The organism is Hymenobacter negativus (genome assembly GCF_016056375.1).
In the GTDB taxonomy this organism is placed as follows: domain Bacteria; phylum Bacteroidota; class Bacteroidia; order Cytophagales; family Hymenobacteraceae; genus Hymenobacter; species Hymenobacter negativus_A.
Genome location: NZ_JAEDAE010000003.1, coordinates 207171 through 222442, shown reverse-complemented (window position 1 = coordinate 222442; position 15272 = coordinate 207171). Strand labels below are relative to the sequence as shown.

General features: G+C 62.5%; 12 protein-coding genes and 1 tRNA gene. 5 read left to right on the top strand and 8 right to left on the bottom strand.

Going from position 1 to position 15272, the window contains the following annotated elements; all coding sequences use genetic code 11:
- The first annotated feature begins 60 nt into the window (after positions 1-60).
- The gene (locus I7X13_RS08920; protein ID WP_317191553.1) at positions 61-1089 is read left to right on the top strand and encodes an OmpA family protein; all 1029 of its coding nucleotides are present in this window, start codon (positions 61-63) and stop codon (positions 1087-1089) included.
- Between the two features lie 103 nt (positions 1090-1192).
- Entirely contained in the window at positions 1193-2626 is a 1434-nt protein-coding gene (locus tag I7X13_RS08915; protein ID WP_198075219.1) for a hypothetical protein, read from the top strand.
- A gap of 85 nt (positions 2627-2711) precedes the next feature.
- Here I7X13_RS08915 and I7X13_RS08910 read toward each other — a convergent pair whose 3' ends face one another.
- The 8 genes from I7X13_RS08910 to I7X13_RS08875 all read right to left on the bottom strand — a co-directional run bounded on the left by I7X13_RS08910 (position 2712) and on the right by I7X13_RS08875 (position 12847).
- The gene (locus tag I7X13_RS08910; RefSeq protein ID WP_198075218.1) at positions 2712-5483 is read right to left on the bottom strand and encodes a TonB-dependent receptor; all 2772 of its coding nucleotides are present in this window, start codon (positions 5481-5483) and stop codon (positions 2712-2714) included.
- A gap of 726 nt (positions 5484-6209) precedes the next feature.
- Positions 6210-7217 (bottom strand): MBL fold metallo-hydrolase, encoded by a 1008-nt coding sequence (locus I7X13_RS08905; RefSeq protein WP_198075217.1) that lies wholly within the window; start codon positions 7215-7217, stop codon positions 6210-6212.
- Positions 7218-7403: 186 nt separating this feature from the next.
- A complete protein-coding gene (locus I7X13_RS08900) occupies positions 7404-8045 on the bottom strand; it encodes a hypothetical protein (RefSeq protein WP_198067698.1) in 642 nt (213 codons plus the stop codon).
- Positions 8045-8875, bottom strand: coding sequence for a metallophosphoesterase family protein (locus I7X13_RS08895; protein ID WP_198067697.1), 831 nt, complete (start codon positions 8873-8875; stop codon positions 8045-8047). Before I7X13_RS08895 ends, I7X13_RS08900 begins: the two co-directional genes overlap by 1 nt.
- A 144-nt stretch (positions 8876-9019) precedes the next feature.
- A complete protein-coding gene (locus tag I7X13_RS08890) occupies positions 9020-9721 on the bottom strand; it encodes an SGNH/GDSL hydrolase family protein (RefSeq protein ID WP_211531893.1) in 702 nt (233 codons plus the stop codon).
- Positions 9722-9799: 78 nt separating this feature from the next.
- Positions 9800-10642 carry a maleylpyruvate isomerase N-terminal domain-containing protein gene (locus tag I7X13_RS08885; protein WP_198067696.1) on the bottom strand — a complete coding sequence of 281 codons (843 nt, stop codon included), beginning with the start codon at positions 10640-10642 and terminating at the stop codon, positions 9800-9802.
- A 1-nt stretch (position 10643) separates the two neighbouring features.
- Positions 10644-11606, bottom strand: a complete 963-nt coding sequence (locus I7X13_RS08880; protein WP_198067695.1) for an SIMPL domain-containing protein — start codon at positions 11604-11606, stop codon at positions 10644-10646.
- A 101-nt stretch (positions 11607-11707) separates the two neighbouring features.
- Positions 11708-12847, bottom strand: coding sequence for a cystathionine gamma-synthase (locus I7X13_RS08875; protein ID WP_198075216.1), 1140 nt, complete (start codon positions 12845-12847; stop codon positions 11708-11710).
- A gap of 186 nt (positions 12848-13033) precedes the next feature.
- Between I7X13_RS08875 and I7X13_RS08870 the strand changes: the two genes are divergently transcribed.
- From I7X13_RS08870 to I7X13_RS08860, 3 genes are all read left to right on the top strand, one after another.
- Positions 13034-13765, top strand: a complete 732-nt coding sequence (locus I7X13_RS08870) for a TVP38/TMEM64 family protein (RefSeq protein WP_198075215.1) — start codon at positions 13034-13036, stop codon at positions 13763-13765.
- A gap of 109 nt (positions 13766-13874) precedes the next feature.
- Positions 13875-13948: transfer RNA gene (locus tag I7X13_RS08865), tRNA-Arg, on the top strand.
- Positions 13949-14305: 357 nt separating this feature from the next.
- Entirely contained in the window at positions 14306-15268 is a 963-nt protein-coding gene (locus I7X13_RS08860) for a coproporphyrinogen III oxidase (protein WP_198075214.1), read from the top strand.
- The last annotated feature ends 4 nt before the right edge of the window (positions 15269-15272 follow it).

Genomic DNA, 15272 nt, shown 5'->3' with positions numbered 1-15272 from the left:
CGCCAACGCGGCCGGGCAGTCCGGCGGCGAAAGGCGCGGTACTTCACCCCACTCTTCTCCGTGAAATCCCTCTCCCCTGCCCTGTTGGGCCTTTGCCTGCTGGCCGCTCCGGTGCTAAACAGCTGCGTGACGGCCAGGAAATACGACGACCTCAGCGCCCGCCAAAAGGCCGATGCCGAAGGCAAAGCCGCCGCCGAGCGCCAATACCGCGGCGCCACCGCCGAGCTGCAAAAAGCCTCTGACGAGTTGGCCCAGCTGCGCCTCACCCAAAAGCGCCTCGTGACCGACTCGGCCGAAACCGGCGCGGCCTACCGCAAAACCCGCAGCCTCTACAACGAGCTGAACAGCAGCTACGACAAGCTGCTCAAAAACAGTGACCGGGAACTGGCCAATAAGTCCTCCGACTACAACAAAGTGGCCAAAGACCTGGCCCGCCGCGAGGCCGAGCTGGGTGACCTGGAAACCACCCTCCAGAAAAGCAAGGCCAACAACGACCGCCTCGCCGCCGACCTGCAGGCCCGCGAAGTGCGCCTCGCCGAACTCACCAAAGCCCTGGCCGACAAAGACAAAGCCGTGGACGACCTGAAAGCCCGCGTGAGCAAGGCCCTGCTCAGCTTCAACAGCAGCGACCTTCAGGTAAAGCTGAAAGACGGCAAGGTGTACGTGTCGCTGTCCGAGCAGCTACTCTTCAAATCGGGCTCGACGAAAGTGGACCCCAAAGGCCAGGAGGCGCTGAAGAAGCTGGCCACCGTGCTCCAGGAGCAGAAAGACGTGAACGTGGTAGTGGAGGGCCACACCGACAACGTGCCTATCCTGCGCGGCACGGCCGGCATGACCGATAACTGGGACCTGAGCGCCCTGCGCGCCACCGAAATTGCGCGTTTGCTCACCACGGCGGGTGTTTCGCCGGAGCGCGTCACGGCCTCGGGCCGCAGCCAGTACGTGCCCGTGGCCGCCAACGACTCGCCGGCCAATAAGGCCATGAACCGCCGCACCGAAATTATTCTCACGCCCAAACTCAACGACCTATTTCAGATTCTGGACAGCAATTCCAGCACGCCAGCCACTCCGGCGGCAGGGGGCAAATAAATTCGTGCCAATCAGCACATTTTCAACTGGTTTAGACTACCTTCGCAAGGCCTCCGGAAACGCCGGAGGCCTTGTTTGGTAACTACCCTTTTCCAATTTGAGCATGCGCCCTTTTTTCCTTTCCCGCAGTCTCGCTATTATCGTCTGTTTACTGGGCACCTTCTCAGCGGCCCGGGCTTCCCACATTCGGGGCGCGGAGCTGACCTACGAATACGCCGGCACTGCCGCTAATCCCAACCAATACTACGTCACGGCCCGGCTTTTTCAGGACCTCAATTCGCCGGTGATGGATGGGCAAATGGAGTTGACCTGTGGCAAGAACGGATGTGCGGCTACGCTGCCCGGCAGTTTCACTACTTATCTGATGCGCACGGGGGGTGTGGTGGCGCCCCGGGCCTGCGCCAACTCCGAGTTCCCCTTTCAAGTCACCACATTAGCAGGCCTGGTTCAATTGCCACCCGCCCGCTGGACGTTGAGCATCAACTGCACGAACCGGACAGACGGGGTGGCCAACATTGCCCAGTCGATGCAGATGAGCACCTACGTGCAAGCGCTGCTGGATAACACCACGGGCCTGACCAATTCTTCGCCCCGCTTCACCACGGCCCAGCTGCTACACCTCACCAGTACGCAGCCGCAACGCTACAGCCTGAGCGCCTTCGACAGCGAAGGCGACTCGCTGGCCTACCAATTGGTGCAGCCCTTGGCCAACCCTACTACGGCGGCACCCTGCGCCCAACTCACGGTTGGGGCCATTGCGCCGCACTTCCAAATAAATGCCACCACGGGCGAACTCCTGACGGTGGCGGGCCCCACGCAGCAGGGATTTTATGCCCTGGCAGCGCGGGTTGATGAGTACCGGCGGGTGGGCGGGGCCTGGCAGCAAATCGGCAGCATCACGCGCGACATGACGTATCTGGTGTCGGTTGGCACCAATCAAGTGCCGGCGTTTACCCGCGTGGCCCTTGCCAGCAACCCAAGCGGCCAGCTGCTGGGCCAGACCATTCGCGTCAATCCGGGCCAAACCCTGGTGCTGGCCCTCACGGCCACCGACCCCGACGCCGGACAAACGCTCACGCTGGGCAGCACTGTGCCGGGCATCGTGCCCGGCACCACGTTTCAGGACCTAGGCAACGGCCAAGGACAGCTTACCTGGCAGGTTCCGGCCACGTTGCCGCTGGGGCATTATGTACTGCCCGTTACGGCAAATGATAATGCGTGTCCGGCCCCGGGTTTCGGCGTAGTGACGGTGCCCGTGCTGGTCACCCAGCAGGTGCTGGCCACCCGTTCGCGGCAAGCGCTGGCACAACCGCCCTTCCCGATGCCGTTTCAAGCCGAGGTCCGGTTTCAGCTAACGGGTCAGGGCCGTCAAACCGTGCTTATAACTGATGAAATGGGCCGGACCGTAGCGCAGCTAGCTTCCGCTGCGGATGGCAGCGTGGTGTGGCGGCCAGCCACCAGCGTGGCCGCTGGCCTCTATTTGGCCCGCAACCTAAGCGGCACCCAAGTGGCTCACTTGTCTTATAATGGTCGGTAACGACGGCTGTGCCACAATCTGCTTAGCAATAAAAAAACCCCTCCTGATGCAGGAGGGGTTTTTTATTGTTAAGCAGCCCGCTGATTTACAGCGTGAAATTCACGCGGCCGAAGTAAAACGCGCCGTTGAAGCCGAACTGGTTGGAGCCGTAGGGGAAGCGGCCCCGGTTGGTAGCGTCGAGGGTGGAGTAGGTCAGGCTCTGCTCGTTGTTGTTGGGGTCCTGGTAGAGGCGGTCGGGATACACGTTGAACAGGTTGTTCACGCCCACACTCAAGCCGATGTTCTTGATAACCTGCGCACTCAAGGTCAGGTCGGTCACCCATTTGGCCGAGAAGGTCTGGTCGATGAACGAGCGGGTGGGGTCGGCGTCTTTGGTCTGCACCTCGCCGAAGCGTACGGTGCGCAGGTTCACGCCAAAGATTTTGTAGCCGTAGTCGGCGCTTAGGTTGATTTTGCTGCGGGGCTGGCCGTTTTCGAGGCGGGCGCGTTGCGCGCGGTCAAACAGCGTGTTTTGCAGGCTGGGGTTGTTGTCGATGGTGCTGGAGCTGTTGAAGCTGCGCACGGTGGTTTCGTTGAAGTTGGCGGCGGCCGTCAGGGTCAGGCGGCTGTCGGGGCCGAGCGTGAGGCGCTCATTGGCCACAATGTCGATGCCTTGGGTGCGGGTGTTCACGGCATTGGCGAAGAACTGCACGCCCTGCACCGGGTTCTGGCCGGGGCGTGGGTTGGCAGCGAGAATGGCCGCCACGGCGGCGTTGTTGCGGCTGAACTGCGAGCTAAGCACGATGCGGTCGCGGATGTCAATCTGGTAGGCATCCACGGTCAGCGTGATGGTTTTGAAGAGGCGCGCCGTGAGGCCGAGGCTGTAGTTGGTCGACTTTTCCTGTTTCAGCGAGCCAATGCCGAATGCTTTGGTTATGGCGTCGTCGTTGTTGGTGGTCAGCACTTCGCGTAGCTCGCCGCTGGTAAATTGCGTGCTGGAGTTGGTGAAGTAGCGCTGCTGCAACGAGGGCGCCCGGAAGCCGTTGCTGAGCGCCCCGCGCAGCGCCAGGCCATCGAGAATGCTGTAGCGGGCGGCCACTTTGCCGCTCACGTTCGAGCCAAAGTCCGAGTAGCGCTCGGCGCGGCCAGCCACGTCCACCAGCAGCTTATCGGTCAGGTCGCTTTCCAAATCGAGGTAGCCCGATACGTTGTTGCGGCTCTGGTTCAGCGCATCCGACGGCCGGTAGCCGGCAAAACCCTGCGAGCCGGCGGCGGCCGGGTTACCGTTCACCAAACGCGGCCCGAGGATGTATGAACCCTCATCACCGGCATTAATCTGGAAATTATCAACCCGAAACTCGCCGCCAAACGCCACGTTCAGCGTGGCCAGCGGCCCTACTTCGATGAACTTACGGGTGAAGCCCAGGTTGGTGGTATTCTGCTGGAAAGCCAACTGGCCGGCGTAGAAGCTGGTGGGGCTGGTGCCGGCCGGCAGCGAGGCATTCAGGGTGTTGGTGATGTTGTATTTGAGGGCGTTGCGGCCGTAGGTGTTGCTCAAATCGGCCGCGAAGCCGAAGACCTTGCCGCGCAGGCCCACGATGGCCGAGCCGTCGTTCACGGTGCTGTTAATAAAGGGCAGGAAGCCGTTCGGGTAGATGCTGGCATCGGTTTGGGTAACCTGCGTGGGCAGCCGGTACAGGGCACCCGACGAGCCCGTGCGGCGCGTGAGGCCACCCGAGAAATAAGCTTCGAGGCCGATGCTGGGGGCCAGCGTGTAGGCTGCGTTCACGAAGCTGCCGTAGGTGCGCGTATCGGCGCTGCCCACCCGAATGTCTCGGCGATTAAAGCCGTTCTGGGCCACCAGGGCGTTATCGCGGGTTTTCAGGTCGAGCTTTTGCGCGTCGGTGAGGCCGGCCGGGTAGTTGCCGCTGGTGGTGCCCAGGTAGATGAGCGGGGCCGTGTCGAGCCCGCTGCGGTCCACGTAGCTGCGGTTCGAGAACTGGCCGCTCACGTCCACGAAGCCCCGGTGGCCGAGGCCGAAACCCAGGTTGGCATCGGCCTGAAACAGCTGGCCGTCGCTCTTGGTGGTCTGGCCGGTCGTGCTGCTCACGCTCACGCCGGTGGTGTCATCTTTCAGTTGAATGTTGATGACGCCGGCAATGGCGTCGGAGCCGTACTGAGCCGCCGCGCCGTCGCGCAGCACCTCAATCCGCTTGATGGCGGCGGGCGGAATCACGTTCATATCCGTGCCCACCGAGCCGCGGCCGGGCGTGCCGTTGATATTCACGAGAGCCGAGGTGTGGCGGCGCTTGCCGTTCACGAGCACCAGCACCTGGTCGGGGCCGAGGCCGCGCAGGGTGGCCGGGTCCACGAAATCGGTGCCGTCGGTCACGGTCTGGCGCGTGCTCTGGAACGAGGGCGCGATGTAGGTCAGAATCTGAGTGACGTCGGTTTGGGCATAGGCCTTGATTTCGCGGGCCGAAATCACATCCACCGGCGAGGTGGTGAGGATGTTGGAGCGGCCTTCGGTGGCGCGCGAGCCCGTCACCACCACTTCGTTCAGCTCGGTCTGATTGGCCGCCAGGCGAATTTCGAGGCTGGAGCGGCCATTCAACGGCACGGTTTGGGTGAGCGAGCCCACGGCGGAAAACACCAGCGTGGCCGTGCCGGGCACGTTGCTGAGGCTGAAACGGCCGTCGCCGTCGGTGCTGGTGCCATTGCTGGTGCCTTGCTCCAGCACAGTCACGCCGGGCTGGCTTTGGCCGGCGGCGTCGAGCACGCGGCCGGTCACGGTTATGTTCTGGGCCCAGGTAGCGGCGGTGGTCAGCCACAAAAGCAGCGTCACCAGCCCAATTCGGGTAGTTGTGGAGTGTATCATAAGAAAAAGGGGAAATAAAACGGGATGCCAACGGCCGCCGCAACGGGTTTTAAGGCCGGATAAACCCAGGAAAAAAGTCCACGGCGGCCGCTGGCCGGAGCCGACCACGCGGTAACCCCGACGCCAACAGGCGACCATTGAAATAAATAAATCATATATATCAGAATCAACCAAAAGGTTGCTGAGCAGCTTTCCCGCGGTGCGGCTATTGGCACCGGGGCAGCACTCCGCACTTTTCTGGTCTGGCATTCAGCCGGGCAAGGAACTCACTTGCGCACACCGGCTAATGCCCTATCCTAACAACAACAGCAACAGCACCCTACCACCGCCGCGCACAGGAGCACGGGCAGGCTGGCAAGGTTCGGGGAAAAGCTGGTGGAAGCCAGCCGATTTCCCGATAAAGGGGCGGCTGTGGGTAATTGCATCACGAGGTAAAAATAAAGTCAGATTGCCGGGCCACGGCGGCGGCCGGAATCGAGTGGGTATAAGCGGCGGGCGCCCGAATTGTTTACGGCCGGGCTTACTTAATCCAAGTTGCGGAGTGGCCGCATCGCGGCGGCCGGTTTGTAGCCTTCGGCTGAATTGCCTTGTAAAGCCGCGTGGCGGTGACAGACTCGCCGGTATTGTGTCGCCGCTACGCGGCTTTGGTCGCCCCGTGAACGGAATACTACAAACCGGTCGCCGCTCCCCGGCTAGTCCGCAACTTGGGTTATTTAATCGAGTCAGCTACCGCTCCCACCAGCGCGAGTTGAACGGGCCGGCGGCTACGTCCACGCGCTGGCCGGGGGCGGGCAGCAGCAGCGGTACCTCGGGGCCAGCCGCTTCGAGCAGGCGCTGCACAGGCTGCTGCCAGGCATGAAACGCGAGGTTGAACGTGCCCCAGTGCAGCGGCAGCAGCGGGCCGCCGCCCAGCAGCTGATGGGCCTCGAGGGCATGGTCGGGGCCCATGTGAATGTCGGCCCACTCGGGGTCGGAAGCCCCGATTTCCAGCATGGTCAAATCGAACGGCCCGTAGGCCTCCCCTATCTGCCGGAAGCCTTCGTCAAACGGGCCGGAGTCGCCGCCGAAAAACACTTTATGCGTGGGCCCCAGCAGGCACCACGAGGCCCACAGGGTATCGTTGCGGGTGAGGCCCCGGCCCGAAAAATGGCGGGCCGGCGTGGCCGCCAGCGTGAAATCGTCGCCCAACACGGCGGTTTCCCACCAGTTCAGCTCGGTAATGTGGGCGGCTGGCACGCCCCAGCGGCGCAGGTGCGCGCCCACGCCCAGCGGACAGAAAAACGGCACGCCCGTGCGGCCCAGCACCCGAATGGCGGCCGAGTCGAGGTGGTCGTAATGGTCGTGCGAGAGGATGACAGCATCCAGCTTCGGCAGCTTATCCAGGGGCAGCGGCGGGGCGAAAAACCGCTTCGGCCCCATCAGCTGCGAGGGCGACACCCGCTCGCTCCACACCGGGTCGGTAAGGAAGCGGCGGCCATCAATTTCGAGCAGCATGGTACTGTGGCCCAGCCAGGTGGCACGCAACGCATCGGCTGGCACGGGAGCGGCCAGCGCGGCGGCATCGGCCGGGAAAGGACCGAGCGGCTTTTTGGGCTCGCGCTCGGCTTTTTCGAACAGCCAGCGCTTCATGAGCACGCCGTAGCCCGAGGGCGGGCTGACGCTGGTGGACACGGCGTTTTGATAGATTTTGCCGTGGCGAACGGCTTGCAGGCGGGCGGAGGCTACTGGTTTCATTGAGGGCGTAGACGCAGCCGGCGACGCAATACTTGAAGCATCTCTAAAACGTCATGCTCATCTGGCGTCCGCGCAGTCGAAGCATCTCTACCGCAATGGCAAAATTAATTACTTCACCAGTAGAGATGCTTCGGCCGCGCGGACGCCAGATGAGCATGACGGTGGTTTACTTCCCTTTGCCGTCCTTTAAAAATCAGCTTTAATCCCCAACGCCAGCGTCAATAGCTGACCAAAACCCAGGCCGCCGTTGCGGTTGTTGAGGTAGCTGGCCAGATACAAGTCATTGCTGCCCAGCTCATAATACACCGACACCTTGCGCGGCTGGCCGGTGGCCGCCACGGGCGGGGCCAGAAACGTGACCCGGCTGCCCAGCAGCGGGCCATAGCGGGTATCGGTCGAAAACCAGTAGTAGTCGCTGGCGTACTGGCCCTTGAGCTCGTCGTTGATGGTGCCGTGAGTGTAGCTGAAATACGCGCCCACCGTAAGCGGCACCACCTGAAACTTCTCGCCCACCGGCAGATGGAACGGCGAATACATGAACTTCAGCGAGGCCAGGCTAAGCGTGGAACCGGCGTAATACTTCGGCACGTAGCCGATGAGAATATCGGTTTCGAGGTGGGTTTTCGAGAATTCGTAGCCGGCACCGGCGGCCACCATGCCCAGGCCGCCGCCGGTTTGCAGGGCTAGGTGGGTGGGCCGGTACCAGGGCCGCACAGCGCGCGCAGAAATGAGCGGGGCAGGGGCCGCAACGGCGGTGGTATCGGGCGGCAGGGCGAAGGCCGGAACGCCAGCAGCCAGCGAAAGCGCGGAGAGCAGGAGTTTTTTCATTAGAAGGCAACCCGTTTGATGCGAAACTGCTTGTCGCCCCACACGGTGACGACCATGTAGTGGCGTTCCGAAAAAGCGTCGGAATTGACGTAGGTTACCCCGTCGTTGTAGGGCTGCGTGATGCTGGCGGAATGGTTGTGCCCGTTCATTTCAAACACCAGGTTTGAAGCCTCGCGCAGGGCCTGCACGTAGGGCTGGCGCAGGGCGGGGTCGAAGTCGTCGTTGGTGGGCGGCACGTGCGAAATCACCACCTGCCGCCGGGCGCCGTCGTGGTTGCTAAGCTGGGGTTTCAGCCAGCCCAAATCGGGGGCCGTGCCGTCGAAATTATACTCGCGGCCGTTGGTATCCACCATGATAAACTTGGTGTTGCCGTACACGAACGAGTAGTTGAAAGCCCCGAAAATGTGCTGGTACGTGGGGCGGCCGTTGCCCACCAAATCGTGGTTGCCGATGACCGTGACGTAGGGCACCGTCAGGCGGCGCAGCTTTTCGTCCACCCACTGCATTTCGCGGGCCAGGCCGAAGTCGGAAATATCGCCGGCTACCACGAGGAAGGCAATGCCGGGCTGCTGGTTCACGCTGGCCACCAGCGCTTCAGCCTCGTCGTAGAACTGCTGCGAGTCGCCGGTGAAGACGAAGCGCAGGGTGTCGCCGGCGGGCAGCGGGCGGGCGGCCAGCCGGGCCAGGTTTTTCTCGGTGAGGTTGGTGAATTCTTCGGGGACGCGGTGGTCGTTGGGGCTGAACTCAATCAGGTTGCAGCCCGCCAGGCCCAGCAGGGCTAGGCCGGGCAGCACGCGCCCCCAACGGCGCAAATCAGTAAAGGAAAACATACACATAGACCCGGTCAGGGGCTGGCCAATAAAAACAGAATCAAAACAGAATTGCTCCTTAAACCCCTTCCATCGGGTTAGGGTTGGGGATTAATCCGCTTTTAATGCCTTAGCATTGGCGCCTTCGAATCGGCGGCAGAGCCCCTATTGCAGCCGCGCCTGCACCACGGGCAGCACCCATTCGGCCCACTGCCGCATATGGGCCTGGGAGTAGTGCAGGCCGTCGCGGGTGAACTGGCTACGGTCGGGCGTGGCGGCGCGGGTCAGGGCCGTGATGTCGACGTAGGCCACGCCGGCCTGGCGGCACTCGTCCTGCGCCACGGCGTTGAACTGGTCAATTTCGGCACCAATTGCGGCCGGGTCGCCACCCCGCTGTTGCCCAAACGGCGACTGCCCCCAGTCGGGAATCGAGAGCACCACCACCCGCCCGGGCCGCCCGCCCGCAAAGCCGATGGCCTGGTGCAGCAGCGCCCGAAACTCGGGGCGGTACCGGGCCACGCCCTGGCCCCGGTATTGGTTGTTCACCCCAATCAGCAGCGACACCAGGCCATACGTCGGGGCGGGCCGGGCGTCGGCGATGGCGGCCTGCAGCTCGGCGGTGGTCCAGCCGGTACGGGCAATGATGTTGGGTTCCTGCAAGGCCAGCCCCTGCTGCCGGGCCAGGGCGGCCAACTGCACCGGCCAGCGCGCGGCTTCCGCTTCGCCCTCGCCAATAGTGTATGAGTCGCCCAGCGCCAGAAACGCCACGCCGGAAGCCGCCACGCCGGGAGCCGACGGAGGCGAAACGGCGCAGCTATTGCAGCAAAATATTAGAAAAACAACCAGCAGCGGGCGCAGCGACATCATAAGCAATTGTGAGGTGACCGGCCCACCTACGCCGTGCCGTCGCCCGCAGATTGCCGGCCCGCACCAGCGCCCGGCCTCCTACCCCATCACGGCCACCATACGCAGGGCGGCCTGGGCCAGGGTTTCATCGCCGGCCACCAGGGCCCGCTCCCGCGCCTCGGCCGCACTCAGGCCCTTGGTGAACAACTGCCAGGCATCGGCCGGGGCCAGCGTGAGGGTAGCGGCCGGCGGAACAGCCCCGGGTGACTGCAAGTGCCACCCGCCGGCAGCGCGGGCCAGTTCCCAGCTACCGCCTGCTGCTCCGTCAATCACCACATGCACTAGGGTGCCGGCCGGGGCGGCAACTTCCCGGTAGGCGTGCGGCAGGCCGCGCATCATGGTTTCAATGAATGGCCGGAAAAGCGTCGGCTCCATCAGCGGGGCGGGCTGGCCCACAGCCTCCCGGATTTGCTGCTGGTGGTGCCATTTCTCGGTGTAGTCGCGGGCAATGTGGAACCAGTTCCACGACTCATTTTCGCCGGCCCAGGCCACCGGCCACGGCGCGGGCCCCCACGGGTCGAGCGTGTTCAGATAGGCCGTGTATTCGGCCCCCGACTGCGCCAGCCAGTCAATCAATACCGCCGGACTGAGGCGGCGGGCAGCCCGCACCCAGTCGGCATTCAGCCGGTTGAGGTAGGCCACCATCCCGGTATAGGAAAAATCATCAGGCGCTTCGCCAAAGTAGCCGTCGCGCAGCATGGAGAGCGTGCGCAGGTTGCCATCGAGCAGGTGGGCGGCAATGTCCTTCACCGTCCACTGGCGCGCCAGGGTGGGGCGCTGCCAGTCGGCGGGCGGCAGGTTCCGCAGCAGCTCCAGCAGCAGCCGGTCCAGCTCGGGGAAGAGCGGCAGGGTTTCGATGGGAACGAGCGGCCGAGCAGCCATATTATTTGCGCGCCGTGGTGTATTTGACCTGAATGGCCAGCGTGTAGGTTATGGCTGGCTCCGTCACAACGGGGTTGATAACCCGGTCGAAGCCGTCAGCGCTGGGCGGGCTGTAGTAATACGTGGTAAGCGTCCGCAGGCCCTTGTAACTGTAGTTCTGGCGGTAGTCATAAACGAACGGCGTGGCAATCACAGCCTCGTAGGTTTGGTACTGCCCGGCCGGTACAAACGACGAAAACTGCTCGGCATAGGGCTGAGCCGCGGGCCGCAGGCGGGCCGTTGTCAGCAGCAGGTACTTTTCTTTTTTACGGTTGATGACTTCCGCCGCTGCTTTAAACAGATTATCGTACACCTCTTCGGGTTTATTTACAATGTAATCCACCTTCACCAGGTCGAATACGCTGTCGGCGGCCGCGGCCACCAGCATGTCGTTTAGCAGGTTGATGCGGCGGAATGACACGACGACATTGCGCGTCGACTCGAAACCCCGCACGTATTCCTCGGCGTGAAAATTGACAAACGCATTCGCTTCGCGGTCCTTGATGGCCCGCAAGTCCTTGATGCGCTGCTGCGTGATGATGTCGGTGTAAACGTCTTTCCCTTCAATGCCCAGCTGCCGCAAGCGTCCGGTGAAATGCTGCACGCGGGCCGCCAGCCGTTTCTCGGCAGCACTCACCGTCGTGGCTTCCTGCCGCAGCCCAAACACGGCCACGTAGCTGTCGGCCCGCACGTGCTGCATCACATTGGCCCCCAGCACAAAAGTGCTATCGGTCAGAAACAGCTTATCAGGCAAGGTGGGCGCTGGCGCCGGCTCGCCGGAATAGCCGCGGCGGCGCGACTCCAGCACCGCATTGCCCGACACCTGCGCCCAGCCGAGCAGCGGGCAACCGCACATGACAAGCAATACCAGCCGCCGGAGCATTCCGGCAAGCAAACGGGCAGGCAACAGGAGCGGAAAGGGCATAAAGAAGGCTAAGTGGTTCGGCAAATGAAAAGCAAAAACGCCGAACCGCCCGCAAAGGCAGTCCGGCGTTCTCAACGCTTTTTCAGCAAGCCACCGGTCACTTACCCAATGGCCTGCGCCAAATCGGCAATCAAATCCTCAGCATCCTCAATGCCCACGCTCAGGCGAATGAGCGAGTCGCTCAGGCCCGACTTGCGGCGCTGCTCGGCCGGAATGCTGGCGTGCGTCATGGTGGCGGGGTGGCCGCTGAGGCTTTCCACGCCGCCCAGGCTTTCGGCCAGGGTGAAATACTGGAATTTCTCGAGCACGGCAATGGCGTCTTCCTGCTTGTCGCCTTTCAGAATAAAGGAAAGCATGCCGCCGAAGTCGCGCATCTGCCGGGCGGCCACGGCGTGGTTGGGGTGGTTTTCGAAACCGGGCCAGTACACTTTTTCCACTTTGGGGTGCTGGCGCAGGTACTCGGCCACGGCGCGGCCGTTTTCGCAGTGCCGCTGCATGCGGATGTGCAGCGTTTTGAGGCCGCGCAGCACCAGGAAGCAGTCCTGGGGGCCGGGCGTGCCGCCGCAGGCATTCTGGTAGAAGCTCAGGCGCTCGTGCAAGCTGTCGTCGTTCACCACCAGCGCGCCCATCACGGTATCGGAGTGGCCGGCCATGTACTTGGTCAGCGAATACATCACGATGTCGGCCCCGAGGTCCATCGGGGTTTGCAGGTAGGGTGTGCTGAAGGTGTTATCGACGGCCAGCAGCGCGCCGGCTTCCTTGGCCACAGCCGCTGCGGCGGCAATGTCGATGATATTCAGCAGCGGGTTAGTGGGCGTTTCGACCCAGATGAGCCTGGTTTTTTCGCTCACCACGGCCTTCACCGCTTCCATGTCGTGCATGGGCACGAAGTGAAATTTGATGCCGAACGGCTCGTACACTTTGGTGAAGAGGCGGTAGCTGCCGCCGTAGAGGTCGTTGGTGGAAATCACCTCATCGCCAGGCTTGAGCAGCTTCATCACGCAATCGATGGCGGCCATGCCCGAGGCGAAGGCGATGCCGTGCTTGCCGTTGTCGAGGGCAGCCACAGCGGCTTGCAGCTGCGAGCGGGTGGGGTTGTGCGTGCGCGAGTATTCGAAGCCCATATTCTTGCCGGGCGACGTTTGCACGTAGGTCGAGGTCTGGTAGATGGGCGTCATGATGGCCCCGGTGGCGGGGTCGGGGTGCACGCCGGCGTGAATGGCTTTGGTGGCGAATTTCATGGGTGGGCTGTGAAAGTTGAAGGGCCGCGCGGGCCGGCGGCAAAGGTCGGCGAATAATTGGAAACGGTCCGCCGGCTTAGCTCCGGCCGCTGGTTTTTGCGGCCGGGCGCGCGGCCCCGGCCCGCGTTTCTGCGTACTTGCAGCACGAAACCCCGCCACTATATGGCAGCGTTTCGCTCTTGGCCTATGTTCCGATTGCTGCGCGAGCTTTTCCAGAAAAACTTCTCCACCCTACTCACCATGTTTCTGCTGGTGGCCGTGCCGCTACTGGGCTCGGCCTCGCTGCTGACGCTGCTCTATGAAAAGCAGGATTTGCTGCAGCACCTCAGCGCCGGGCAGGCGGTGCTATATTTCGTAGTCATTGCGTTTACAATGGCGTTTGCCCTCACGCCTACCACGTTCGTGGCTATTGTCACGGGATATTATTTTGGTTGGGCGGGGCTGCCGGGCATGGTGCTGGCCTACGCGCTGGCCGCCGCCATCGGCTATGAGCTGGCCCAGCGCATCGACCACGGCAAGCTGCGCCACTTCCTGCACCTTTTTCCCAAGGCCGAAGCCGTGCTGGGCGAGCTGCAAAACCAAAGCTGGCAGCTCATCCTGCTCACGCGCCTCTCGCCGGTGCTGCCCTTTGCGCTCATGACGTTTGTGCTGGCCATCGTGGGCGTGCCGCGGAAGCGTTTTCTGGCCGCGTCGGTGCTGGGCATGCTGCCGCGCAGCCTGTTCTTCTACTGGCTCGGCACGAAAGCCTCCGACGTGCTGGCCCTGCTGAAAGACCCCGACCAGGGCACTCTCAGCAAATTAGTGTTGATAGGACTGGTAGCCGCATCGCTGTTCGGCCTGTATTTCGTCTTCAACCAGGCCTTGCAGCGGGTATTGCGCCAGGGCAGCGGCGGAAATGAGCAAAAAATCTCCAACTGATTATTAGCTACTTGCTGCTGCCCGCACATTTTTCTTACGGTAAAAAGTGCGCGTAGCTTGCACAGCCGCTTTTTTTCGTTTTACCTTTGTGCTCCCAACACGGGGAAAGGGTTGCATAGCTCAATTGGATAGAGCATCTGACTACGAATCAGAAGGTTTAAGGTTCGACTCCTTATGCGACCACAAAAAGGCTCTCAGCACACGCTGAGGGCCTTTTTTTATTACTGATGGTGGCAGTTTTTGTGGTGGCGACAGGCGGCTTGGACCGGCTCATGCCAGCAGAGCTCCACAGTTCAAGTACTAACGACAGTCCGGAGCTAACCACCTCACGGCCATGAACTACATCATGCCGCGCCATGATACTAGTCATTTTAGGGAAAAGAGTTGCTGCAGAATTTTGGTCTGCCGGGCTGATGACGCTCAGTTGCTGCGCGTGATGATTCGGCAAAGAATTTTGGCCGTCAGGCATTGATTGACAACCTGGTAGCCAAACCTTCCACCCATCTGCCTGCCCGCTGGTTCTCGTTTCCCGTTTCAGCCATGGCTGCCCCCGATACCCTGCTTAGTGCCCCACCGCGGACAGTTACAGAACGCTGGATGCAGCAGCTGCAGGACGAGCTTTGCCGCCAGCTAGCCCTGCTGGATGGCAGTGGCGAAGAATTTGAGCGCGACGACTGGGAGCACGCCACCGGGCACGGTAGCACCCGGGTGCTGCAGCAGGGCGATGTGCTTGAAAAAGGCGGGGTGGCCTTCTCGGTATTTTGGGGTGCGCTGGCGGCGGAAACTGCGCGTCAGTTGCACTTGCCCGGCCCCACCTGCTTCCTAGCCCGGCTGCACGCGGTGCAGTTTCCGCGCAACCCGTGGGTTCCCATCATGCATTTGAGCGTGCAGTATGTGGAGGCAGAAACCGGGGAAGGCTGGTTTGGCGGCAGCCTGGATTTGACGCCGGTGTACGTGGACCAGGCGCAGGCGCAGTGGTTTCATGCCCAGTTGGCGGCTCTGTGCCGGGCCCACAATGCCGACTATTACGTCCGGTTCAAGTCGGCGGCCGACAACTACTTCTACCTGCCCCACCGCCAGACCACGCTGGGCGTTGGCGGCCTGTACTTCGACCGCCTCGTGCTGGGTAAAGACGGCTCGTTCGCCCAGCTCTTTGCCTTTGTCCGGCAGCTGGGCCTCACTTACCCCCGTCTGTACAACGTGCTGGTGCACCAGAATGCCGACCGGCCCTTCAACACGCTCAACAAACGCTGGCAAGTGGTGCGCTGGGGGCATTACGCCGAGTTCAGCCTCCTGCTCGACCGCGACACCCGCCTGGGGCTGGCTACTGGTGTGCCGCTCAAAAACACCCTGCTGGGACTGCCACCCCAGGCCGAATGGCCCAGCCAGCTGCGCCGGGAGGCCAACCCGGCCGAAGCCCAGAGCCAGCAGTGGCTGCGCCCGAGCGTGGACTGGCTGGCTCCCAATCCGGAGCCGCCGGAAGGCCCGATGGCTGCTTCTTAACCCG